The following is a 22086-nucleotide window of genomic DNA, read 5'->3' on the forward strand; positions in this document are numbered from 1 at the left end:
CGGGTTGCAGCAGCGATCGCGAACCGTGTGGTAGCTCGATCACGGACGACGTATTGATTCCGGTAACCGTGTCCTCTCGGCTCATCCATAAATGGCCAAGCGTAAGCAGGCAAGCCGCAACGATCGATTTGTTTATGACCATGCCGCGCGCGACTGCCGTGCAATCTCGCAAAGCCTCAGAGAACAAAAACTCTGCATCCGAAAGGGCAGCGCAGCGGTCATCCCAGTTTTCAACAGCTTCCGCGCCCGTGACGGCCAATTGGTATGCCGCGCGAGCAGCGAGGCGCGCAGCAGGGACGCCTGCGCGCGCAGCAGCCAAGGCCGCAGCGTCGGCATAAAACCGTCGCTGCAAGAACTTCTGTGCGGCGGTTTCAGCACTATCAAGCTTCGACTGAACGTCTTCGGCATCCTCGAATTCCGCCCGAAGGTGCTTCATTGCCAATTCGATGCTGATCACGCTCATGATTATCAGGCCTATTTCTTGGTGCTTGGCTTGGGCGCCGATTTATTGTCTGGGTTCGGCGCTTTTTTGTTTTCAGGCTCAGCCGCCGCTTTCGAGTCGTAATCTTCGATCAATCCGTTCCGATGGAGATCCCGAGCAAGTGATTCGTCAATGACGACCTCTGCGCCGCGTTTAACGTACTTCTCTTCGATGCCCAACCCATCCGCGTTGAACCCTTTTACGGTTTTCACAGTTACATCTGGCATAAGTACTCGCGCCCAGTTTCCTAGGCGCGCTCCTGTTAGGACTGAAGACGCTTAAGCCGCGTCGAATTCGCCGTGGACAAAAGACTCTTCGCGATACACCGCGAGTGCGAGGCGCTCTTCAGCTCGGATGGTGACCATGTTCGTGCGGAAGTTATCGCCGTCTTCGGTGGAAACTTCGACCGCAGCCTCTTCACGATCGAACACTTGAGCGGCGATATTCATCGCGCCTACCAGGAACTCACCTTCCGGTACCGCGTTGCTGTCTACCACAGGCAATTTCCAAAGACGCTGCGCGCCACCTTCTTGGACATTCACCCAGATGTAGGAACCGTTGGCGTCCTTGGTCAACTCGATGTCAGCCCAGTCAACCGGGTTCAGCGCGATAGCCGAAGCACGATATTCAGCGATACGAACTTGCAAGATTGCACGACGTAACGTATCGATTTTGGTATCGCCAGCCTTGCGCAGAGCATTGTTGAACGCGGAGGCTTGAGGAATCAGACCGAGCATGTTTCCGCCGACACCATTGCCCGCAATCAATTGCTCTTCTTCTTTGTACTTCAGGCCGTAAATCGCACGCCCATTGATGTAGCTCTGCAACAGCGGGATATCCGACAGCACTTGTTTGGATGCGCGGAACCAGTGGGCGATCGTTACAACGTTGGTGGTTTTCAGGCTGAAGGAAATATCAGACTGAGCCTTTGCTGCACCTTCAGTCGCCTGAATAGCAGCCATGTTTTGGAAGCCACTCTCCTGGACATACTCGATGGAGCTGGAGCTGGTGCGGCCCGGCATGATCAGATCACGGATGACGAACTGCCGATCAGGCTCGGCGAGCACGCCGGGTAAACGGGTGGGCTGGATGCCAACACCAACACCGCCGGTTCCGGTAGTCGCGCTGGTGATATTGGTGACGGCTTTGCGGCCGATCCGAGCGATGCCGCGACCACGGGTTTGCAGCGCTTGGAAGTCCTCGGAGTCAGACAACTCCTCACCGGCGGACTTTTGCTCAGCTGGGTCGTTGGCGGCGAAACGGCGCGCCATCTTTTGCTCGATATCTTGCAAACGATCCTGTAAACCCAGGCCATCATTAACCAGCCCGTCGAGAACTGTTTTGGTTTCGGCCAGAATGGTGCCGTGTTCTTTGATTTCATTGCTCGCCTTCTCGGCGAATGCCTTGATTTCTTTGTCCCGCTGATCGAGCAGATCATTGACCGCTTTCAGCTGAATCTGATCGCCAGCGTGTTCCTTACGCTGCATTTGACGATGCTCGGCGCGAGCGTCGTTGCTCATGACGTTGTGCATGGTGAATCCTCAAAAAGAAGGGAGAACCAGCGCCGGACGCGATTTAAGCGCCTCGACGATTTCGATGGCTGCCAGGTCGCCCTCGGACTCGCTCCGGAGCAAATGCTGCAGTCCGCGATTGGCAATCACCGCAGACTGAGTTTTCGAGAAGCCTGCCTCGCGCAGGAGCAGCTCAAATTCGGGCATCGAAGGCAGGCCGCCGTGGGCAAGCTTCGATTTAATAGTGTCGGTACGTGCCTCGTCGTTCGCCGGCACAGTCACGATCGATATTTCCACCAGGTCGAGTTTGGTCAGTGTGCGAACCCGAGTCTTTTCGTCGAACTTGGAATCGCGCACGTAGTACCCGATCGATAGGCCAGTGATTGAGCGCGACTGCATTCCACGGAAAGCGATGCGGGCATAGGGTGCGTCAGCCAGCCAGAGGTCACCGGAACCGAACAGCCCGCGATCATCTTCTTTCAGGCTCTCGATATCCCAACTGCCGATAGGCTCGCCGGTACGGTGCTGCCACAACACTGGAAACGTTCGGCTTTTCGCTTTCGCTTCTGCGATGGATTCAAGAAAAGCACCCGGCGCCACCACCTCGTTGTAGCTGTCAACCACGCCAAACACTGATCCGTAGCCAGAAAAAAGGCCGTCGTCGCCGACAGCCTTCACGTCGTAGTCGAATGAGCGATATTTCACCGCCACCGATTGGTCTTTTCGGTTCATTCAGAATTACCTTTTGGCTTGTCGTTGAGCCAATCAATGAGCGCGGATCTCGCTTGCTGAGCATCGCCTGCCCCTTCGCCCAGTTTGTCGATGGGAAGCATGTTGGACTGCACCGTAAGCTTCGCGGCGTTCCCCCCCTGAGGAGCGAGGTTCTCTTTTATGCGGCAGTCGTCGCGGGTATAGATCCCGTTCTGCGTCATCGAGCTGTAGAAAGCTGCGCGGGCAGCGCTATCGGCGCGAAGTAGACCTTCTGGATTGAACTTCGCATAGAAACGCCGCCGCTCATCAGGTCGAAGCAAGCGACGATTGATGCTCTGCTCGATTCGCTTCATCCATGGCAACAGGGTAAAGCTGAGGAATCCGAGCATTTGCTGTTCCATGCCAGTTCCCCAGCTAGTGCTGTTCGAGGTGTGACCAACCATCCAAGGCGGCACACGAAACCAACGGCAAATTTCCTCGACATTGAAAGCACGGGTCTGAAGCATCTGGGCATCCTCGGGTGTCATCGACACCTGCTGATATTTCATACCCGCCTCAAGCACCATCGTTTTGCCGGTGTTAACCGCGCCTGCAAACTTTGCTGCCATGTCCTCGCGAATGTCTTCGCGCTGTGCTTTGTTCAGGATCTGGTCGGTTGAAAGAACGCCACCCAACTTCATGCCGTTGGCGAACATCTTGCTCGCCGACTCATCTGCCGCCATGGCTGCGCCGAATACGTTGCGCCCCATCGCAAGTGGGCTCAATCCGCACAGTGGATCGGTGCCGAACCCGCGTGTGTGCATCATCTGTTCATCGAGCAACGTGTGCGATTTCCCGTTGCTGTCGATAAATCGGTATTCGATTGAACCATCACTCAACCGCCGCGGTGGCGAAACCGATTGCGGTAGCAGGAATTCGAGAGACGAAACGTCTCTCCCCGCCAGAGTCGGTTCGTTGAAACTGTTGCCCGACAGCAACAAGCTGGCCACCACGCACTCCCAGAACTCGACGGGAGTCTGATCGGCATTGGGTTGAACGCTGATCACCCGGTGAACCGGATGCGCGCTGGCCACTACTGGTACTCCCTTTTGATCCTCGTATAGAGCTATCGGCAATGTTGCCAAGGTTTCCGCAATCAATCGAACGCAAGCCCACACAGTGGACAGTTGCAGTGCCGTTTGCTGGCTCACGGTCTTGCCCGATGCCGAATCAGTGCCGTAAAAACTATTCCAGAATGAAGCGTCTCCCAGCCCGATTCGGCGCCCGACCCAACCAGCGAGCGAGGACTTCATCAGCCCAGGCTCAGCAGACTTGTGCAACGCCTGGCGCAATACTGCCTTGAGGGATCTATCCACCGGTCAACCCCTTACGAATAAACCCAGCCGCGATCAGAAAGGAAACGCCGCCCGCCACCAAAGCCCAGCCGAGGCCAGCGAGAACAAATATTCCAGCGGCGATAAGACAGAACGCGACGACGGCCACGGCGATAAATAGGATCAGGCCTGTTTCCATGGTCAGTTATCCAACGATGATTGGTTTGGAGAAGAAGTCGCTGATGTTGCCGCTGTTGTCGCCGGCCAGAATAATGACCCGGCCGATAGCCATGATCAGCGCTATCGCGCCATCAATTTTGTTGTCATCGCCCTGCTTGATCGGGCGCACGACGTCATTGTTTCCGGGCAAGTTTTTGCCAATAACGTTGCTGACACACCAGGTCATGATCGGGTTGCCATCGTGATGGAACCGTCCCGACTCGATGGCCGCTTCAAGCTCCTTCATCGGATCCGACATGTTCGTGTAGTTCTGCGTGATGGTGATCGGGCTGAAGCCCTCGTCATCGAGGTCGTGCATCAGACCAGACGCACCAAACGGATCGATTGGACACTCTCGAATAGGCGCCTGATGGTTAGCCTCTTTCGTGTCTTCAAGGATCTCCCGGTAATCGATCTCGGCGCCTTCAGTGACATCGAGGTGCTGAGAGTTGATCCAAGCCTGAAATCTTTCCGACATGCGCTTGTTGTCGCTGTTGAACGCAGTGTCTTCTGGCACCCAGAACTTCGGGGCAACGCTGTAGTAATGCGTCTTTCCATTGATCACACGCCAGAACAATCGGGCGCGAGAGTTCATATCCAGTTTGCGAGCCAGGTCGAAGCCAGCTATCCACTCCTGCCCCTCGAACTGCTCCAGCGTAAGCGTCGTGTCCTCGCACGCTTTCCAGCTTTCCATGTTGTAGAAGCCGGCCTTGGCGCTCACCCAAAGATTGAGGTGCTTCGTTTTGAATGTGTTGGTGAACCTTGCGGAGCGAATCGCCCGCGCTTGCTGGCTTTCCAGATACTCCTGAAAAACAGAAACCCCATGATTGGGGTTGGCCTTGGCCAGCATCATCGGATCAGTCCAGTCATCGCCCTCGTCCAGCGTCCATATCCAACCAAACAGTTCGTCGTCCGGCACCGTGCCTTCGAGCATTTCGATCACTTGCCGACGCTTGTCGTAGCACGGCCCTTCGATATCCGAACCAGCGGTGGTGATGATGAACATCAGCGGCTGCCGACGGGCGCCCATACCGGTGAGCATGGTGTCGTACTGAGCCGAGGTCGGGTGCTCGTGGTATTCGTCGACAATGGCGCAGCTCGGTGAGGCGCCGTCGCCAGGGTTGCCAATCAGCGGTTCGAACCGGCTGAAGTCGGATGGGATGTTCATGTTCGAGGCGTTGACCTCGATTCCAGCGGCCTGGATGAGCAGCGGTGACTTGCTGACCATCAACTTGGCAGGCCGGAAAACCTCCCAGGCTTGCTTCTCAGTGGTGGCGCCGGCGTATACCTCGGCGCCAAACTCATCATCGGCAACGAACATACTGATGCCCACACAGCCAGCGACGACAGACTTGCCATTCTTGCGCGGCACTTCCCAATAACTTTCACGGAAACGACGGTGACCACCCTTCTTCTTTACCCAGCCGAAGGTGGCGGCAAGGCCGAACAACTGCCATGGCTCGAGGGTGATGAGCTGACGCTTGAACGCCCACTCGCCCTTGGTGTGCGGAAGTAGTTGGCTCAACTTGAGCTTTTTCTCAGCCTTGGCGGCATCGAACTTGTAGCGGAATCCGCGCTTGCGGCTGGCGGCCAGATCGTCGAAGTGACGCTGGATCGCTTGGTGAACATACCGGCACGCCGGCACCTTCCCACGCAGAACGGAGCGCCCCCAAGCCGTCGCCTTATCGACGTTCGGCGTAGGGGACTTGGCCATTTAGGATCTCAGTAGTTGAGCGAACTCATTGGTTTGTTTTTCCTTGTTACCGCCTATCAGGCGCGACCGGCTTGACGGGTCAAGACCCAGCATCGAACCGAAGGTCACCATCTGCCGCATCGCCTCGTTTGCCGCAGTCAACGCAGGATTTTTCATAGGACTGCCTTGAGCGGAACTGACAACGATGCCGAACTGCTGGACTGAATCTTCGGCCATCCGCCACTTGCTATAAGCAGTACAAAACGCCTCCACGTTGTGAAGGTCGGTCAGGGCAATGACGTGTTCGCGGAGCAATTCCGGGACAACCATCTTCCACATGGTGGCGGCGATATCGCTCATCCACTCGGGCGGATCGATGTCTTTTGTGATTTCTGAAAACTGCGGCTCGGACGTGTTCAGCGCCCGCTTGCCGGGATTACCGGCTAGTGCTTTTTTGGCCGTTGGCTTGGGTTTGCGACCACGGCCGGCGACCGTGGCGGTGCCTCCCATCGCGCAACTCCTGAATTTTTAATTTCGCGGGCGTAAGAGAAAGCCTGGGCGGACGGTCTAGAAGCAAAAACCTCTGAGCTTTTGACCCTCCCCCTCCCTCTTGGATGGGAATGCCTCTCATTTGGCTCGTTTTCGTGCATTTCGCACGATTACCGCCTCGGATTGCCCCATCCGCCGTCCTCAGACGCCGTTTTCGTGCTGTGACAGCTATGGCAGAGCGACTGCCAGTTGCGACGATCCCAAAACAGGGTCATGTCTCCCTTGTGGGGGACGATGTGATCGACCTCTGTTGCGACCACGACCTCGCCGCGCCGATCATGCTGGGCACACAGCGGGTGTTTGATGAGGAAACCTTTGCTCGCCTTCTGCCACTTGTATCCGTAGCCGCGTTGGGTGCTGCTCTCACGCTGAGCCTCAACACGCTTGGCTATTGCAGCCTTGGCGAGCTCGGCATGGTCGTCGCAGTAACGGGCATTCCGCGTGAGCGTCCTGCAGCCCAACGCTGTGCAGGGCTTCTGTGGACGCAATGGCATAAATGTCTCTTCTATTGTGTGACGCGCTCTACTGCCTCAGCTGCCTTACCGGCAGCCTGGCTTGCGACGTCTGCGGCTTGAGTAGCTGTATTCGCTGCTTTGGTTGCTTTCTCAGCGGCAGTTCCCGTCTTACGGGTTAACTCGTCCAAACGCTGGTCGCGCTCATTCATTGCGGCGGCATATGCGCCGCGTATTTCCTCGACCTGCTGGGACTGCTTTTCCGCCAACGACCAGTAACAGGCCTGATATCCAAGCACGGAACCACCAGCAGTCAGCACGATGGCGATAGCCCACACTTCAGCCCGACGCCACCAGCGACGAGCAATGAACTCCATTGCGCATCTGTCCATCACACGACACCTCCGAGCTTATTGCGCAGGCGTGTGATTTCGTCGCTCTGCAAGGTAACTCGCTCCGTGAGTTGGGCGACCTGACTGGTCAGCGCTTCAATCTTTCCTTCCATCCGGCCTACAGAAGCGGCCAAGTCGTTTCGCTCTTTTGCGAATTGGTCGGCACGCGCTTCTGCTTCCTTCCGAGCTGTTCGCTCCGAATCAAGCAACTCATTGAGCCGGCGGACGGTGCCGATATCAGCGTTATCCATTGCCCGATCAGCTGCGTCTTTCGATAGGAATTTCCGCAGCCACAAGAAGCCGCCAAGGATCACGGTGGCACTGCCGCTCAGCCAGGTAACGGTGCCTGCGCCGAGGTCGGTAGGATCCATCACAGCTCCGGGAAGAAAAGAGGCCTGCGTGGCCTGGGCAATGCCCGAAAACGAAAAAGCCCCGGCAAATGCCGAGGCTTTGTGAATTGTAGAAAGCAAAAAGCCCATCTCAGAGACGGGCTTTGCACGCGGAAAAACCGCAAAGTAACTGAAATCTATAGATCGCCCCCGGCCCTGTCAAGCGGCTTCGCGACGAATATCGAGAGCTCCATCAATCCAGGCAACTCCAGCCTTCCAGAGCTGCCGAGTCTTCTCTTCGCCGAACTTCATTTTCTTACCCACCTCCATCAATGAGGTGTCGCGACTGGTGTAATAGCGCATCAGCACCTGACCGCATTCCGGGTAGCGTTTCAGAAGCCGCCCCATCAACCCGTCAATCATCAGAGCATCGTCATCAGTGATCATCGGGGACAGGATTGTGTTTTCTCGGGATGCACAGCAGGAAACGCTCGAGCCAAGGACAACCCAACGGCCCCAATGCTCCAGCAGATCCTCGGCGGTGCGTTCTTTAAATGATGGTGTGAAGGCCATGGCTCAATCCCCTGTGAAGTTCGATCCGCCGGCGCCGCGGCGGTTGTTCTGTTCGTAGTACTCGGATACACCCATGGGTGAGCCGGTAATTCGCCGATCGATCTGCTGGCACGCAATCCGAAGATTAAAGCCAAGCTGCGTGACCAGTTCTTGCAGTTCAAGCGCCTGACCGTTGTCCAATCGAACCCAGCCCGATGCATGGCATTTGAGGCAGTCGAGTTCGTGGAACATGCCGTTGACGACCGCCTTCCCCTTGCACGCTCCGCAGGGCGCCAATGGGATCACCTGCTTTTTGAATGCGGGTCCGTGGGACTTCTTCATACCGCCTCCAGCAGTTGGAAGTGGAGTTTGGCGACATCGACACCAGCCTCTGGGCGGTGCGCTACCTGAACCTCGAAACCGTCTTTCATGGTGATCAGCAGATACGTGTATCCGTTGAATTTGCTGAACCGAATCGAGCCAACCAGCGCGGGATTCACGGCGAGACCGGAGTGCTGATCGAGCAAAATCATCATTTTTAAACCTCGCCTATGGTTGTTTCTTGAACGGCCTTGCAGGCCCTATGCTCTGTGGCTTGCAGCGGATTACCGGAATCTTCAAATCTAACGCCGGTCAATCCGTGAATCGCTGCAAACCCTTTCTGATCTAGATGCGCGTGCCACTGTTCGAGGGCATCCCGCTTGCGGCTCATTACGTCCGACTGGATGTAAACTTTTACGTTGTGGCCCATCGCGTGGTTGATCAGCAGCTCGCCGATCAGATGGTCAACGCCGAGGTCTGCCCAACCGGTACGGGCCACCTTGCGCAGGTCATGGCTTGTCCACTCGCCCTGCCCCAGCCGACGGAACACTGCGCAGCCTTGAGCCTCACCCAGTGCTTTGCCGTTGCGTGCCGGGAACAGGCACTGCCCCTCATAGCCTCGGGCGTACTGCCCTTCGCGATACTTCACCAGCAACGTGCAAACCTGCTCGGTCAGGGGCAGGTGATGCTCGACGCCGGTCTTGGTGTTCTCGGCCGGGATAAACCACTCGCGTTCTGCCAGGCTGATGTGCGACCAGCGCGCCATGCGGGTTTCGCCGATCCGGGTGCCGTGACACAACATCATCAGAGCCAGCATGGAATCCAGCGGCGCGGTGGGCATGACCTCGGCCAACTGTTGCAGCAGGCCTTCCAGTTGAACGCCGCGCAGGCGAGACGGCTTGATCCCTACCTTCGCCTTGGAGAAGTCGTTGAACTTGATCGCCGCCATCGGGTTGGAGGTGATCAGGCCCAGCTTGGCAGCCTGACGAAACGCCAAGGCCAGCAGCTGGAACACCGAACGCACGTAGTCGATGGAGATCGTTTCCTGCAACGGCCACATCAGCAGGTTGTCGAGTGCGGCCTTGTCGATGCTGATCAGCGACAGATCACCGAGGCGCGGCTTGAGGTGACATTTGATCATCGACGCGCCGGTGTTCTTGCGCTTAGTCGAGAGGTTGCGGTCGCGCGACATGCGATCGGCGAACCAGTCGAGCAGCTCGCCCACGGTGTCCCACTTCGACAGACTCGCGCCTTCGCCAGCGGCCAGGCGCAGACGAATTGACGGCAGCGCCGCGACGACCTGCTTGTGGGATAGCTCGGGAAACGTGCCGATTGGGTTCCATTTGCGCTTCAGCACCAGGTACCACGAACCGCCGGTGCGGGCCTTGTTGAAGCGTAGGTACAGGCCTTTGTTTTCGAGGTCGCGAACGTCTTGCACGCTGCCGGCCGCCTGACGCTTGAGTTCGGCTTCGGTGATCTTCACCGCGGCAGTACTCATGGTTTCGCTTCTGTGCAGAAATCAAACGCCCAGCAACCGCTACCCCAAGTCCAAAATGCCCAAGGCCTTGCAAACGATATCCAGCGGCCGAGGACGTCGCGGAAACCGTGTCGACTGCCGCAATGCCCGCACACTCGGCGGTGGGAAAACGAGTTTTCAAACTTGGCGTCAAACGGGCAGTCATGAACCTTCAGGCAATCCACGCAGATCACGACATTTTGGAACGGGCCGGCCGAGGCCTTTAGTTCGTCCATTTGTCGCAGCAAACGATCAAAGTTCGGAGTTGTGAGACTTGCTGCATCCATGTTTCGTGGAAATCCAATCCGCTTCAGGGCTTCTGACTGAATGTGCTGATTGTCTACGAGCTTCATGCAGCCACCACTGTAGGTGCGAGTCGAAGGTAGGCGCGGATCTGCTCCATCGCGTCGAAGTGCCCACGGCAAACGATCGCCAGATAGCCTTGGTCGTTCAGTTTGCGCAGGCGCTCTTGCTGGCTTGCCGAAACTGCCGCGTCGTTCGGCGGCGTGGCCTTGAATTCGATATACAGACCGAAGTAACCGCCGCGCGCCATGCTCAAAACCAGATCAGGAATGCCGGCCTTCACGCCTTGGGCTTTGAGTTTGGCGGCGACCGCCTTGACCCGGTGACCGCCGTTTGGGACGTGGTAGATCAGATCGAACACCGCCGGGCAGCACAGCTCGAGCTCACGCATCAGCGCGGCCTGTTCGAGGCCTTCACGGTCAACCGGCTTAGCGCGCCCGGTTCTCGGCTTGAATAACTTCGGAATAATCGGCTTCATCTACGATCACCCCGTGCTTTCCGCTGTGCGCGATGAACCAGCCCACATATCTCTCGGAGCACCCAGCACCCAAGCACCAACAGGATGAGATAGGTCATCGGGTCTATCATGCGGCCCCCTTTACGGTGAGCATTCCAGCCCGGATGAGGGCTTCATGGGTTTCGGCAATGGCGCGCGGCATGTCCTGCCAATCAATCTCGCCGGCGGCGCGGCCATCGATCACGTCGTGGCAGTTTGCGCAGGCATACACCGCAACGGTGTCGAAACCCTTCATGCCCATGCCCTTCTGCCCACACGGCAGATGGGCGAGCACGGTGGTTTCGGGGTTGTGGTTGCAGATGCCCGGCATCCGGACGGTGCATTCCTGGCCGTTGGCAGAGGCACGAAGCTTCTTCGAAGTCACGCGCATGGCGGTCTCCCCGTCGTGACGTCGACGACCTCATAGGTACCCGGCCACATCCATGCGCCGTAACGCTTGGCCATGGCCTCATCCGCAAACAAAGCCAGTGCGTGATCCGGAGGGGAGCTCAAGTCGACCTTGAACGAGCAGCAGAACACCGCGAAACGGTAGGTATCGATCTCTGGGACAGCCAGACGGCGATCAGCCACGGGCACCTCCAAGCTTGGCGCGCAACTGTGCCAGTGCATCATTTCCAACCTCTGGAGTGACCTTCGCAGCGACTCGAGCGGGAAGCCCTTTGGGCATGGGTTGTAGCGGGAGACCTGAGAGTAAGCGCCGAACCGTGATGGTGTAGTTGCGCTCAAACAGCTTCAAACTCAGCGATGAGTCGAGCTTGTTTAGGCTTTCGAAACCGCACTCCTTGGCGGTATGCCAAACCGCGTCATGTGACCACAGCCCCTGCCCTGCCATGCTTGGGTGAGCATTTCGGCAGGCTTCCCGGTGTGCGTTGACGAGTGGTGGCAGGCCGAGCATTTCGGGGGTTGGTTTGCACCATTCGATGAACTGTCCCGGGCTTGGGATAAAGTCGCCGGACTGTTTGCGCACCTGTGCCATCCCGAAATCAATCTGCCCCTGAGTGCTGATTCCTTCTTCGAGAAATGCCTGGTACCACTGCCTCTTCGACGCCTGATAAGTCTCCTTGTCGGGCCAAGCTTGGCGCCAAGCCGAACGGATAGATCGAAGCTCCCCGAACAGGTTGTTGATTGCCGACACCAAAGTGTTACTGGCGTCGCTGACCGCCGGTGCAGCCTCCACGGCGGCGATGAATTCACCTGACTGAGCTTTTTCCCACAAGCCGTTGGCAACCACTGAAACAGCCTTCATGGCTTCACCCCGCTCTGCCATTCAGTGTCGTCGTCGTCGAAATCAGTAACGGGCGCATTCTTTGGCTTGAACTGAGCGACGTTCGTTGCAGCTGAGCGAGCCCTGTCGTTCATCACCCACTTGACCAGCATCTGCACCCATTCGGCCTGAGTGTTCACCTGCCCGCGTGGTTCGTAGTGCGCGGTGAACGCGCGGCGAACGTCATCGGTGAACATGGTGAGTGCCACGCCAGAATGGGTTGCATAGGTCTTGAGCAACTTGGCGTCAGCCTGCCAGTCGAGAGTCATCTCGCTTGGCATGCGAGGGTCAACGGGCTCATGCGCAGAGAGAGGGTCTTTATTCTTCTCTTTCTCTTCTTTAGGTAACGCGCCGCTAACGTTCGCAGCGTTACTTTTACCGTTACTGGCTTTGTGATTTGCCACCCGCTTTGCAGTGAGAAGCCTGTTTTTAGCGGTCTTGCCGTTATGGCGCTCGAAGTGAGGAAGACTGATCACCCCGCCCTCCTCAATCATCCATGCGACAGACTTCATGTATTCACAGAAACCGGTAACGCCAACCAATCGGTCGAGTAACTTTTTGCTAACGCTCGGAGCGTTACCATTTTCTGTTTGTTGGTCGAACCAGCCCCAAACGCGCATCAATTTGCCGACAACCGCATCCGGGTCGATGTCAGCTAAGTCTGCGATCTGGCAGACCTCAGGTTTGTCCAGGGTGGTGAGTTCGAATTTGATCCAATCGCCGGCCATTACGCGGCCTCCTGCATGAGCTCTGCGAGACGGGTAAGGCCTTTCGGCGTGATCATGGGGTCGAAAGCCGCGCGCTCAATCCCGGTCTCAGGGTCTGGCCTCAATGCCGTAACTTTGTGGGTCATGTGGCCTGAGCTGATTCGAGGCTGGTATGCGACCCAGCGCTTGCCGCCGTGTCGCCGGAAAATCCATCGATGCTGCTCAAGCCAACTAAAGAGCCGAGATGGTGCAACGCCCAACTGCTTAGCTGCGTCTGTGATGCAGATAGCGCCACCTGCAGCAGCGAGCCGTTTAATGGCCGCGACTTTCGGTGCTTGGTCGGTGATAACACGCTGCAGTTCGCCGTTTCTATCAGCCAGATCAGCAGCGAGGCGCAGGGCTTCAGGCAGGGACTGCGGAATGGAAACAACGTGTCGTGACACGTTTTCGAGTTCGCTTAAACGTGTCACGACACGATGGCGAAGCGGGATGCTATAGCCAGTCAGCAGAGTTTCAGTAAGCAATCGATCGAGGTGGAATTCGGAGGTGTAATCCCGACCATCCTTGATCTCGTGAAGATGGCGCAGATCTGCGCCATCACCGACTAACGCTTTGCGCATCACGCGGATATCACGGATGACGTCCTTGTGTTGCTTGCCCGTGAGCTCGGCAATCTCTCGACTCGACATGGTGATCGTGTTGCTTGGAGCGACGATCGTGTTCATAATGGCCCCACTGTGTTTTACAAGTTGTTGAAGAAGCCGCCCTGCAAGGCGGTTTTTTTATGCCTACGATTCAGGCGACCTTGACCGACGCCCTCAGCTGCGCCAGCGCCTCTTCGGCGTGTGCGATCTCTTTCAGGATCCGAGCGCGCTCTACCTGATCTACTCGCCCGTCAGCCATTGCGGTGTGGGTTTCGACGGTTACTTCTGCGAACTCGAGAGTGGCGCGGCCAAGCGCTTCATGGATTCCCAGTGCAACTGGCTGGTCTTGCTTCACGATCGAGTAACCGAACTCTCCAGCCAGTGCAGTCAGCGGCCGCATGTCTTGCGTATGCAAAAGCAGTGCGTACAAATGCTTCGCGTTGAACCAGGCGCCGTCGTAGTTCGCGTTCGCCCGCTGGAGCAGACTCACCGGCGGCATGTTCATCAGCGTGGCCAGTTCCTTGGTATTAGCGTCGTCAACCACGTCGTCGCAGGCCTTCAGAAAATCTTGCATCCGTAAAACCTCAATCTTGTTTATGTGGCTGCGTGCCATCAGGCATTGCAAAATGTTTCTCATCTGCTCAGGCGGATTGTTTGATCGTCTGGGCTGGATCGTCTTCACGCTTCGCGATCAGCGCTCCGCGAGATTCTTTTTCAAGCACGCACTGCATGGGGTAGGAAAACCCGCCAGTCGTACGGCACTGGGACACGCGACTGCTGCTCACGCCGAGGGCGTCCCCGATCGCGCGGCCGGTACCGAAATGTTTCAGGGCTTCGTCGTAAGTCATGGGGCCTTGTCTCCATTGTCTGTGGCGAGTTTAGAGTTCTTAACACTACAAGGCAAGTTATCTAAACATCTAAATGTTTAGAATCCTAAATATGGAATTTAAAGATCGCGTCACCTCACGTATGAAGGCGCTCAACTTAAGCGCTACCGACATCAGCAGACTGACTGGCGTATCTAAGGCGACGGTCAGTTTCTGGGTGAGCGGGACGAACGGTGCGAAAGGCAAAAACCTATTGGCGCTGGCCAAGGCACTCCAGTGCTCACCTGACTGGCTGTCCGATGGGGTCGGCGCGGCAGATCTCGTGCCCCATGACGACACCAGAGCTGGCATGTCCACTGTGGAGATGATGGCCAAGATGCTTGCGTCTAAGGCTGGGAAGAACCTTTCGGACAAGGCGCGGGAAACGATGCTTGCGGCGGCGGCGGAGGCTGACAATCCAATTGATCAAGGAGGGAGTTACTTGCCGGGCCATCTCGCTAATCTGCGCCCGACCAACGAAGAAATCGTCATCCCTCAATACGATATCCGGGCCGCCATGGGGCACGGACAAGTACCTCCCGACTACACGGAGGTAGTTCGAAATCTGGTGGTGCGTGAGGAGATACTGCGGGAAAAAGGGATCACGTACACATCCGCAACCTCGCTTGGCATGATCAACGGCTGGGGCCAGAGCATGGAAGGCACCATCAACGATAAGGATTTGGTCATCGTCGATAAGGGTGTTCGGGACTTCATCGGTGAAGGGATTTACGTACTCACCTGGCATGGCGAGCTGTATATCAAGCGCGTGATGCGCAAGGACGAAGAACACTACAGGTTGATTTCAGACAACAAACACTACGAGAGCCAGACGGCTCGGATCGATGACGTGACGATTCACGCCAAGGTTCTGTTGATCTGGAACGCCAGGAAAGCGTAATCAAAAAGCCCGCCGCAATGGCGGGCTTTTTTCACGTCAGAAAGCCGCCGCCTCTTCTACTGCATCGAATTCCTCGTGCCCCTCGGCTCGAGGATCTTCTTCAGCCGCAGACTCCCAGCTCAAAGTCACCGAGTCATCCTCGTCGTTGAACGTCATATCGATTCCATCAATGGCGGCAAGCACGGTCATAACTTCATCCCACTCGCGATCGCCGTCGCTATCAAGCCTGTGGATGGTTGCCCACTTCCGATCCTGAGCGATCGGATGGTTGATCATATTGGAAACCCTGAGTGTCAGGCGCTCTACTCCGGACATCGGCTTTTGTTCCTGAGGTTTCTTCTGTGCGCTCGCCATTAGATGCTCCTTGATTGCTGTATATCCATACAGGTTTATGAGCAGACTATCCGAACATTTCACCTCGCGTAAGTCTTGACGCGCACCGCTTTAAAGCGTACTCGAACGCCTTAGAAGTTAAGATATCTAAAATAACTGTTGACGATCTTCGTTAAGTTTTCTAAATTAAATCCATCGCCAACCACTACATGGCGAAGGGGCAGCGCCCCGCCGCTCTTTAACAGTCAGCGCAACAAACAAACCAACAGACCGCATTGCCTCTACCGGCGACCGGCGAGCAGACAGGCCCGAAAGCCTGCCAACGACAGGAACAACCTGGACGGCTGCTCGATGGTGAAACGCTTTAACCGTGTGAGTGACCCGGCATGCAGTGCGCCCCGCCCCTTCCGGCGGCAATAGGACGGGAAGCATCACTGAGCAGCCTTCTCGCGAGGGCTGCTTGGGATGACAACCGACAGGTAATCAACCATGAAGCACGCAACAGCAATCGCAAAACTTACCCAGCACGCACAACAGTGCGAAGAAAATGCGGCGATCCAGCAGGATGAAGGGAAGTGGACAGAGGCGAAACTGAACAAGCAACTCGCGTCTGACTACCGTGCCGCAATCGAAGTGCTACTGGCCGAGTGATCATCGCTGCTGCACCTTGGCGACAGGGCGCATTGGGATGCGGAAGCCAACCCAGCAGACGCTGGACACCTGCAATCAACCGGAGAGTCACATGCTTCTGATCATCCTGATCGGCGCAGCGCTGGATCATGTGCGGCCAGAACCGCCCTGCTTTATCGCGCTGCCAACCGATCCGCAACGCACACACCGCGAGCGATGGCGATGTACCGCCGGGGTCTTCGCGTTCTGGCGCTGAACGATCCCGCCAAAAACCGCAACTCACTGCATCGAAAAACAGAAAGGCCTTCCTGTCCAGTTGGGCCTTTTTTATTGCCTGCCTTTATCCGTCAGGACTCTCCCCTGCGCCGAACGGCAACCAGCAGGCGGCGCCGAGTGCTGACGAATAAACGCAACCCACACCGAGGCATCTGCCATGCATCCATCATTTCAAGAGCGCATCGAAGAACTCGGTGTGCTGCTCCAGAAAACACACGCAGCGCGAATCGATTTCTTCAATCGCGTTGACCAGGTCATGCCGCCAAAGAAGGTTCGCTTCCAAGTGAAGGTCGTCGGCGAGGCCTATCACGTCGTCGACCTCTCCAGCGGCAAGACCAAGGCGTTTCGCTGGACGTACAAGGCCGCGATGGAGATCGCCATGCAGTTTGAAGAGAAGGCCAACCGTCCGGTGGGAGGTGTTCAGTGATCGGCGTACCAATGCCCCACCCGCGCGACTCGATCATCTCCGATTTGAACAAGCAAATGGATCAGTTCTTCGGCGCCGGCGGCAAGGCCCAGCAAATCCCCAGCGGCGTCAGCGGTGATCCGAAGCTGGCATCCACGCCGCACCACGACCGCCTCCGCGTCGAGCGCAACAAGATCGCTCCAAAGGTGCGGGAGCTGGCCGAGGCTGGCAGAACGATCAGCGAGACCGCCAAAACGCTGCACATGCACGTCAAGCGCGTGCAACTGATCGCCACCGAGAACAAGTTCAAATTCGTCGACTCATGAGACGCATCAGCAGACAGGTGCAGCAGCGCCTACGCCAGTCGCAATTCAACCTCCCACCCAGCGGCCTTTCGGCCATCCCGGAGAAACAGCCATGTCCACCGCAACCAACACCGCCGAATTCCTCGAAGAGCTGAACGGCGGCGCCTTCGCCAGCCAGATTGGCCATGCCCTTTCCGAAGTTGCTTCCGGCGTGGTTGACCACGGCAAGGCCGGCAAGCTCGTGATCACCTTGGACTTCAGCCAGATCGGCGAGTCGAGTCAGGTGAAAATTAAGCACAAGCTCGACTACAAGGTGCCGACCAAGCGCGGTACCCGAAGCGAGAACACTAGCCTGGACACGCCGATGCACGTCGGCTCCGGCGGCAAGATCACCCTCTTCGCTGAGAAGCACGATCAGCTCTTCACGCGTGAAGAAGCCCCCATCAAACCCCGCACCTAAAACCTCGCTCCCACAAGGATCTGACGCATGTCACTGACTAAAGACGCAATACAAGTCATCACCGACACCGCCCTGCAAGCTGCCGGTAAATCCCTGCCAACCGAAACCCCTACTGTTGTGCTGCCAGACGGCTGTCAGGTGGTCACTCTGGAGAAATGGCAGGCTGGTCGCAGCCGTTTCCGCGGCATCTACTCCACTCACTCGCTTGCCGACTTCAGTGCCTACGTCGCTGACCGCGCGATCGCCAGCGCAAAAGGCTTCATCGACCAGGACGAAATGACCTGCACGCTGTTGTTCAACCTGGGTACTGATGCATTGCCAGGGCACGCGGATGACCGCGCGGTGCTGAAGCTCAAGGCGTCGGCCGGATACAAGGCAGCACAGTCCATCGGCGGCCGAGCGATGACGCAGAAGGATTTGAGCGACTGGATCGAAGACTGGCATCAGTATCTGACCCCGGTGGATGACGCAGGCAACGCGATTCCGGTAGCCCGCGCAATCGCCGCGGTGCGCACGATCACGGTCAAGGCCACCAGCGAATCCGAAAACACCGTCGGCGACACCAGCGCCAGCCGCAGCGCCATGGATCAGATCGAGGCCCGCAGCAAAGAAACCCTTCCGGCCGCCCTGCTGTTCAGCACCATCCCCTTCGAGGGCCTTACCGAACAGCAGATCAACCTGCGGATTTCGGTAATCACCAGCGGCGCAGTCCCGGCTCTGAAGCTGCGCTGGGTCGGTGAAGAAGTTCAGCGCGAAGACATCGCGCAGGAATTCAAGACGGTGCTTCAGGAGAAAATCGGCACTAACGCTTCGCTCTCTCTCGGCTCGTTCGATCCGAAGTAATAGCTTCAGGCCGGGAAACCGGCCGCATCCCAACTTCTACGAATCACGCCAGCCGGCGAGGATCCCCTATGTCCGCACAACAGAAATTGCCTCAGTTCATCCATGGCCAGCCGAGCATGGGCCTGCCGTTCGAAAAGGAACTGGTGGTCGACCTGTTCGCCGGCGGTGGCGGCGCCAGCACCGGCATCGCTCGGGCATATCGGGAGCCGGACGTGGCGGTGAACCACAATCCAATCGCCCTGGCCGTGCATCGCGCCAACCACCCCACGACGGCGCATTACGTCGCCGACGTGTTCGAGGTCGACCCTCGCGAAGCCACCGGCGGCCAGCCGGTGGCGATCATTTGGGCCTCGCCGGATTGCCGTCACCACAGCAAGGCCAAAGGTGGCGCGCCACGCGATCGCGGCGTGCGCGGACTTGCATGGGTAGTGATCCGCTGGTTGTTCGTGACTAAGTCGCGACTTCTCTTCCTCGAAAATGTTGAAGAATTCTGTGACTGGGGCCCAATAGACGAGGACGGCCAACCGATTAAGTCTGAACGCGGCCGCACCTTCAAAGCGTTCATTGCTGCGATCAGCACCGGCCTGCCCGCTGATCATCCGGACATGCCGGAGATCAACGAGGCAATCGGAGAGTTCGTGCCGATGGAGGCTCTGGTGCGGGGGCTGGGCTACAACGCTGAGTGGCGGGAGCGCATCGCGGCGAACGCCGGCACTCCTACCATCCGCAAACGCCTGTACCTGGTGGCGCGCAGCGATGGGAAGCCGATCGTCTGGCCCGCGCCGAAACGTCACAAGCGGCCAGCGGCGAAACAATTGCCGTGGCGCTCGGCGGCAGGGTGCATCGACTGGAGCAACCTCGGTCGCACGATCTTCCGCGACAAACCGATGGCTGAGAACACCATGCGCCGCGTGGCCAAGGGCTGCTGGCGTCATGTCCTGACCAGTTCGAAGCCTTTCATCGTTCCAATGCGCGGCACCTCATCGGCGCACACCAGCACGCACGGTACCGACGAAGCGCTTTCCACAATCAGCGCGGGCGGCACCCATCACGCACTGGTGCAGCCGGTTGCAGCGCCCTTCCTCACCGAGTGCGCCAACGGATCAGCACAGCGCAACTTCGACGTGCAGGAGCCGCTGCGCACGCAGGTCGCCCAAGTCAAAGGCGGCCACTTCGCAATGGCAGCAGCACACATGACCGCGTTCGGGCAAAACGCAGTGGGCGGCTCACCTGACGACCCAGCGCAGACGGTTCTGGCCGGCGCCGCGCGACACGGCATCGTTACGGCGTTCTTCGAGCAGGCGAACGGCGGATTCTACAAAGGCGACGGGCGATCGGCCTACGATCCGATATCTACCATCTGCCAGTCCGGAGCAAATCAGCGGTTGGTGAGCGCCTACCTGGTGAAGTACTACGGCAACGAGAAGGACGGCATCTCGCTAAACGAGCCGATGCACACGCTGCCGACGAAAGATCGCGTGGCGGTCGTCGAGACGGTGCAGGTGCCCGACACGCTGACTCCTGAGCATATGGAAGGCGCCCGGCGCTGCGCCGCCTTCATGCACAAATACCTGCCGGAGCACTTCAAAGAACCGGCTGAGTTGGTGATGGTCGGCGGCTATGTGCTGATCGATATCACATTGCGCATGCTGCAACCGCCAGAGCTAAAGGCCGCTCAAGGCTTCGACAAGGATTACATCATCGATCGCGGTCTTTTCGTCGACCCGGTCACCGGCGCCGAGGAATGGCGCGACATCAAGAAGGTCGATCAGGTGCGGCTGATCGGCAACAGCGTCTGCCCAGACGAAGCCGAGGCATTGGTCGCCGCCAACGCCGCAGACATTATTGATCTTTATCAGCGGCTCGCCGCATAAACCCTTCACCGCCCGGGCACGCCCCGGCACAGGACGTCATCCATGCTGAACATCTTCTGGCGAATCATCGCCAAGGTAATCGCGCGGCCGGCCATCGCCAAATGGCTTATCGCCCGCGCCAAGCTCACCCCGTACCTGCACATCATGTCCGCCGACGGTACCGAGATGTACATGGGCCGTTGGTGGCTGTTCAACCCGTACGACCCAGTAACCGGTGAGCGCCGCATCAGCCTGATTCCGTGGTCGATACGCATCCACCACATCAAGCGCGAGGACAACGACCGCGACCTTCATGACCACCCATGGAATGCGCGCACGATCATCCTGCGCGGCGGCTACACGGAGCAGCGGCTGCTCGACCATGATGACCCGGCCTTGGCAGGGCTTAACGTACCGGCCAACGCCCAAGCCACCGAGTACATCGACCGGCGCCCAGGCGAGACAGCGCAGCTCAGCTACGGCGAATACCACCGGATCGATAGCGTTGCCGAAGGCGGCGCATTCACCCTGTTCATCACCAGCCCCTACAAAGGAACTTGGGGATTCCTCGTAAACGGCGTGAAGGTGCCTTGGCGCACCTACACCGGTACCGACAATTGAAAGAGACATTCGAAGTGAGCAATCAAGACCAAAAGTCCACCCGACTCGGAACCATGGTTTTCACTATCGCCAACGAGCTGGTCAACCACTACAGCAAGAAGCTTGACCGCGAGGTGATTGATGAGATCACCAGCAACCTGACGCTGGAGATGTGCCAAGGCCCCACAGCGTGGGCATTCAGCGGCAAAGATCAGCCGGACACTTGCCAGCAACCACAACCTGATGTGGTGATGGCCGTCGAGTTCGAACGGGTCACCGCCGAACGTGACGCCCTGCAGCAACGCCTGAACGCAGCGGATCAGCGGATTGATGAACTGGTGGCAGAGCTCGCAAAGGTGCGACTCGGCCCGTGCAAGATGATCGTCGGGGACGAACTGCCATGACCCACAAAAGCTACAGGCTCGACCCGAACGTGAGAACCATCACCGACTTGGTGACTGATGAGCAGGTGCAGAGCGCATTCCAAGGCACGAACTTTGGCCACGACGACTTTCGCGGGCTGCTGGCCCAAGGTTGCATCAAGGCGCTGGCCGGTTGGCATCAGGGCCACACGCTGACTTCAATCCTCGAAGAGCTACGACTGATCAGCTGGAACCGGCAGATCGGAAAAATCAAAGTCACCGCCAAGGGTCGTCACTACATTTGGCTCGCCTTCAAAGGCCGTCCGGGCGTCTGACACAGAAAAGAGTACATCCGTACTCCTTCCGGGAAACTTGCAACGCCGCTCCCCTAATGGTCAACCAAGGAAGCTTGCTATCACCGTGGCGAGGACACCACTGGCTATTGATTTGCCAAACTCAGCGAGTTGCGCCAGTGCGCCAGACTTATCTGGAACGGCTGGATTAGAGAGGGTTTCTACGATGGACTGAAAGGCCTCAAGCTGCTCACCTTTCATCTCCTTCATGTGAGGTTTCACCTCGGCCAAAAAAGCGTTCAGCTTTTCTGGATCGACGAACACGGTCAGGTTAATCAGTTCGCCCGTGATGTTGAAACCTTGATTGTCTTCGATCAATACGTTGGCGGTATGCGGCGCATCCATCTTTAGAAGCGTTCCACAATTAATTGCTGTGTTCCCTTTAATCGTAATCATTTGAGCCATTCCTTTTTGTAATAGCAAT

The 22086-nt window shown here is 57.6% G+C and carries 36 protein-coding genes; 12 read left to right on the forward strand and 24 right to left on the reverse strand.

Annotation, left to right across the window (positions count from 1 at the left end; genetic code table 11):
* Positions 1 to 91 precede the first annotated feature (91 nt).
* Positions 92 to 565: a hypothetical protein gene (locus tag ACP3TY_RS19710; RefSeq protein ID WP_426618277.1), complete on the forward strand. Its 474-nt coding sequence runs from the start codon at positions 92 to 94 to the stop codon at positions 563 to 565.
* Between the two features lie 194 nt (positions 566 to 759).
* Here ACP3TY_RS19710 and ACP3TY_RS19715 read toward each other — a convergent pair whose 3' ends face one another.
* From ACP3TY_RS19715 to ACP3TY_RS19820, 22 genes are all read right to left on the reverse strand, one after another.
* Complete coding sequence (locus tag ACP3TY_RS19715) at positions 760 to 2013, reverse strand: phage major capsid protein (RefSeq protein ID WP_426618278.1); 1254 nt, start codon at positions 2011 to 2013, stop codon at positions 760 to 762.
* Between the two features lie 9 nt (positions 2014 to 2022).
* Entirely contained in the window at positions 2023 to 2724 is a 702-nt protein-coding gene (locus ACP3TY_RS19720; protein WP_426618279.1) for an HK97 family phage prohead protease, read from the reverse strand.
* Positions 2721 to 4058, reverse strand: coding sequence for a phage portal protein (locus ACP3TY_RS19725; protein WP_426618280.1), 1338 nt, complete (start codon positions 4056 to 4058; stop codon positions 2721 to 2723). Before ACP3TY_RS19725 ends, ACP3TY_RS19720 begins: the two co-directional genes overlap by 4 nt.
* Positions 4051 to 4215, reverse strand: coding sequence for a hypothetical protein (locus ACP3TY_RS19730; RefSeq protein ID WP_426618281.1), 165 nt, complete (start codon positions 4213 to 4215; stop codon positions 4051 to 4053). The genes ACP3TY_RS19725 and ACP3TY_RS19730 overlap by 8 nt, the downstream gene beginning before the upstream one ends.
* A gap of 6 nt (positions 4216 to 4221) precedes the next feature.
* Positions 4222 to 5949, reverse strand: a complete 1728-nt coding sequence (locus tag ACP3TY_RS19735) for a terminase large subunit (RefSeq protein ID WP_426618282.1) — start codon at positions 5947 to 5949, stop codon at positions 4222 to 4224.
* A complete protein-coding gene (locus tag ACP3TY_RS19740; protein ID WP_426618283.1) occupies positions 5950 to 6438 on the reverse strand; it encodes a phage terminase small subunit P27 family in 489 nt (162 codons plus the stop codon).
* A 149-nt stretch (positions 6439 to 6587) separates the two neighbouring features.
* Positions 6588 to 6971, reverse strand: a complete 384-nt coding sequence (locus tag ACP3TY_RS19745; RefSeq protein WP_426618284.1) for an HNH endonuclease — start codon at positions 6969 to 6971, stop codon at positions 6588 to 6590.
* An 11-nt stretch (positions 6972 to 6982) separates the two neighbouring features.
* A complete protein-coding gene (locus ACP3TY_RS19750; protein WP_426618285.1) occupies positions 6983 to 7321 on the reverse strand; it encodes a hypothetical protein in 339 nt (112 codons plus the stop codon).
* Entirely contained in the window at positions 7321 to 7692 is a 372-nt protein-coding gene (locus ACP3TY_RS19755; protein ID WP_426618286.1) for a chemotaxis protein, read from the reverse strand. The genes ACP3TY_RS19750 and ACP3TY_RS19755 overlap by 1 nt, the downstream gene beginning before the upstream one ends.
* A 177-nt stretch (positions 7693 to 7869) precedes the next feature.
* Entirely contained in the window at positions 7870 to 8223 is a 354-nt protein-coding gene (locus tag ACP3TY_RS19760; protein ID WP_426618287.1) for an antiterminator Q family protein, read from the reverse strand.
* 3 nt (positions 8224 to 8226) lie between these two features.
* Complete coding sequence (locus ACP3TY_RS19765) at positions 8227 to 8544, reverse strand: hypothetical protein (protein ID WP_426618288.1); 318 nt, start codon at positions 8542 to 8544, stop codon at positions 8227 to 8229.
* Positions 8541 to 8738: a hypothetical protein gene (locus ACP3TY_RS19770; protein WP_426618289.1), complete on the reverse strand. Its 198-nt coding sequence runs from the start codon at positions 8736 to 8738 to the stop codon at positions 8541 to 8543. The genes ACP3TY_RS19765 and ACP3TY_RS19770 overlap by 4 nt, the downstream gene beginning before the upstream one ends.
* 2 nt (positions 8739 to 8740) lie before the next feature.
* A complete protein-coding gene (locus ACP3TY_RS19775; protein WP_426618290.1) occupies positions 8741 to 10021 on the reverse strand; it encodes a tyrosine-type recombinase/integrase in 1281 nt (426 codons plus the stop codon).
* On the reverse strand, positions 10018 to 10392 hold the full coding sequence (locus ACP3TY_RS19780; protein WP_426618291.1) for a hypothetical protein: 375 nt from the start codon (positions 10390 to 10392) through the stop codon (positions 10018 to 10020). Before ACP3TY_RS19780 ends, ACP3TY_RS19775 begins: the two co-directional genes overlap by 4 nt.
* Positions 10389 to 10820, reverse strand: a complete 432-nt coding sequence (locus ACP3TY_RS19785) for a VRR-NUC domain-containing protein (protein ID WP_426618292.1) — start codon at positions 10818 to 10820, stop codon at positions 10389 to 10391. Before ACP3TY_RS19785 ends, ACP3TY_RS19780 begins: the two co-directional genes overlap by 4 nt.
* Before the next feature lie 106 nt (positions 10821 to 10926).
* Positions 10927 to 11229, reverse strand: coding sequence for a nuclease domain-containing protein (locus ACP3TY_RS19790; RefSeq protein ID WP_426618293.1), 303 nt, complete (start codon positions 11227 to 11229; stop codon positions 10927 to 10929).
* Complete coding sequence (locus tag ACP3TY_RS19795) at positions 11220 to 11429, reverse strand: hypothetical protein (protein WP_426618294.1); 210 nt, start codon at positions 11427 to 11429, stop codon at positions 11220 to 11222. Before ACP3TY_RS19795 ends, ACP3TY_RS19790 begins: the two co-directional genes overlap by 10 nt.
* Entirely contained in the window at positions 11422 to 12105 is a 684-nt protein-coding gene (locus tag ACP3TY_RS19800; protein WP_426618295.1) for a replication protein P, read from the reverse strand. Before ACP3TY_RS19800 ends, ACP3TY_RS19795 begins: the two co-directional genes overlap by 8 nt.
* Positions 12102 to 12851, reverse strand: a complete 750-nt coding sequence (locus tag ACP3TY_RS19805; protein ID WP_426618296.1) for a DnaT-like ssDNA-binding domain-containing protein — start codon at positions 12849 to 12851, stop codon at positions 12102 to 12104. Before ACP3TY_RS19805 ends, ACP3TY_RS19800 begins: the two co-directional genes overlap by 4 nt.
* Positions 12851 to 13555, reverse strand: coding sequence for a phage regulatory protein/antirepressor Ant (locus ACP3TY_RS19810; protein WP_426618297.1), 705 nt, complete (start codon positions 13553 to 13555; stop codon positions 12851 to 12853). Before ACP3TY_RS19810 ends, ACP3TY_RS19805 begins: the two co-directional genes overlap by 1 nt.
* Positions 13556 to 13625: 70 nt before the next feature.
* Positions 13626 to 14048, reverse strand: coding sequence for a phage regulatory CII family protein (locus ACP3TY_RS19815; RefSeq protein WP_426618298.1), 423 nt, complete (start codon positions 14046 to 14048; stop codon positions 13626 to 13628).
* Positions 14049 to 14115: 67 nt separating this feature from the next.
* Positions 14116 to 14322: a hypothetical protein gene (locus ACP3TY_RS19820; RefSeq protein WP_426618299.1), complete on the reverse strand. Its 207-nt coding sequence runs from the start codon at positions 14320 to 14322 to the stop codon at positions 14116 to 14118.
* Between the two features lie 91 nt (positions 14323 to 14413).
* On the opposite strand from ACP3TY_RS19820, the gene ACP3TY_RS19825 reads away from it, so the two are divergent.
* Positions 14414 to 15241 carry a S24 family peptidase gene (locus tag ACP3TY_RS19825; protein WP_426618300.1) on the forward strand — a complete coding sequence of 276 codons (828 nt, stop codon included), beginning with the start codon at positions 14414 to 14416 and terminating at the stop codon, positions 15239 to 15241.
* A gap of 36 nt (positions 15242 to 15277) precedes the next feature.
* Here ACP3TY_RS19825 and ACP3TY_RS19830 read toward each other — a convergent pair whose 3' ends face one another.
* A complete protein-coding gene (locus tag ACP3TY_RS19830; RefSeq protein ID WP_426618301.1) occupies positions 15278 to 15595 on the reverse strand; it encodes a DUF1654 domain-containing protein in 318 nt (105 codons plus the stop codon).
* 468 nt (positions 15596 to 16063) lie between these two features.
* Here ACP3TY_RS19830 and ACP3TY_RS19835 point away from each other — a divergent pair, with 468 nt between their 5' ends.
* The 10 genes from ACP3TY_RS19835 (at position 16064) to ACP3TY_RS19880 (ending at position 21644) form a co-directional block, all read left to right on the forward strand.
* Positions 16064 to 16225: a hypothetical protein gene (locus ACP3TY_RS19835; RefSeq protein WP_426618302.1), complete on the forward strand. Its 162-nt coding sequence runs from the start codon at positions 16064 to 16066 to the stop codon at positions 16223 to 16225.
* Between the two features lie 91 nt (positions 16226 to 16316).
* On the forward strand, positions 16317 to 16460 hold the full coding sequence (locus ACP3TY_RS19840; RefSeq protein WP_426618303.1) for a hypothetical protein: 144 nt from the start codon (positions 16317 to 16319) through the stop codon (positions 16458 to 16460).
* A gap of 177 nt (positions 16461 to 16637) precedes the next feature.
* Positions 16638 to 16907: a hypothetical protein gene (locus tag ACP3TY_RS19845; RefSeq protein WP_426618304.1), complete on the forward strand. Its 270-nt coding sequence runs from the start codon at positions 16638 to 16640 to the stop codon at positions 16905 to 16907.
* A complete protein-coding gene (locus tag ACP3TY_RS19850) occupies positions 16904 to 17212 on the forward strand; it encodes a hypothetical protein (protein WP_426618305.1) in 309 nt (102 codons plus the stop codon). Before ACP3TY_RS19845 ends, ACP3TY_RS19850 begins: the two co-directional genes overlap by 4 nt.
* A 91-nt stretch (positions 17213 to 17303) precedes the next feature.
* Positions 17304 to 17651, forward strand: a complete 348-nt coding sequence (locus tag ACP3TY_RS19855; RefSeq protein WP_033901780.1) for a hypothetical protein — start codon at positions 17304 to 17306, stop codon at positions 17649 to 17651.
* A 27-nt stretch (positions 17652 to 17678) separates the two neighbouring features.
* Positions 17679 to 18494, forward strand: coding sequence for a DUF2303 family protein (locus ACP3TY_RS19860; RefSeq protein WP_426618306.1), 816 nt, complete (start codon positions 17679 to 17681; stop codon positions 18492 to 18494).
* 68 nt (positions 18495 to 18562) lie between these two features.
* A complete protein-coding gene (locus ACP3TY_RS19865; protein ID WP_426618307.1) occupies positions 18563 to 20368 on the forward strand; it encodes a DNA cytosine methyltransferase in 1806 nt (601 codons plus the stop codon).
* Positions 20369 to 20410: 42 nt separating this feature from the next.
* Positions 20411 to 20968 (forward strand): hypothetical protein, encoded by a 558-nt coding sequence (locus ACP3TY_RS19870; RefSeq protein ID WP_426618308.1) that lies wholly within the window; start codon positions 20411 to 20413, stop codon positions 20966 to 20968.
* A gap of 53 nt (positions 20969 to 21021) precedes the next feature.
* A complete protein-coding gene (locus ACP3TY_RS19875) occupies positions 21022 to 21351 on the forward strand; it encodes a hypothetical protein (protein ID WP_426618309.1) in 330 nt (109 codons plus the stop codon).
* Positions 21348 to 21644 (forward strand): hypothetical protein, encoded by a 297-nt coding sequence (locus ACP3TY_RS19880; RefSeq protein ID WP_426618310.1) that lies wholly within the window; start codon positions 21348 to 21350, stop codon positions 21642 to 21644. The genes ACP3TY_RS19875 and ACP3TY_RS19880 overlap by 4 nt, the downstream gene beginning before the upstream one ends.
* A 60-nt stretch (positions 21645 to 21704) precedes the next feature.
* Here the strand turns inward: ACP3TY_RS19880 and ACP3TY_RS19885 are convergent, their stop codons facing one another.
* Positions 21705 to 22058, reverse strand: a complete 354-nt coding sequence (locus ACP3TY_RS19885; RefSeq protein ID WP_426618311.1) for a hypothetical protein — start codon at positions 22056 to 22058, stop codon at positions 21705 to 21707.
* Positions 22059 to 22086: the final 28 nt, after the last annotated feature.

It is taken from the genome of Pseudomonas rustica (assembly GCF_049959085.1).
Lineage (GTDB): Bacteria > Pseudomonadota > Gammaproteobacteria > Pseudomonadales > Pseudomonadaceae > Aquipseudomonas > Aquipseudomonas rustica.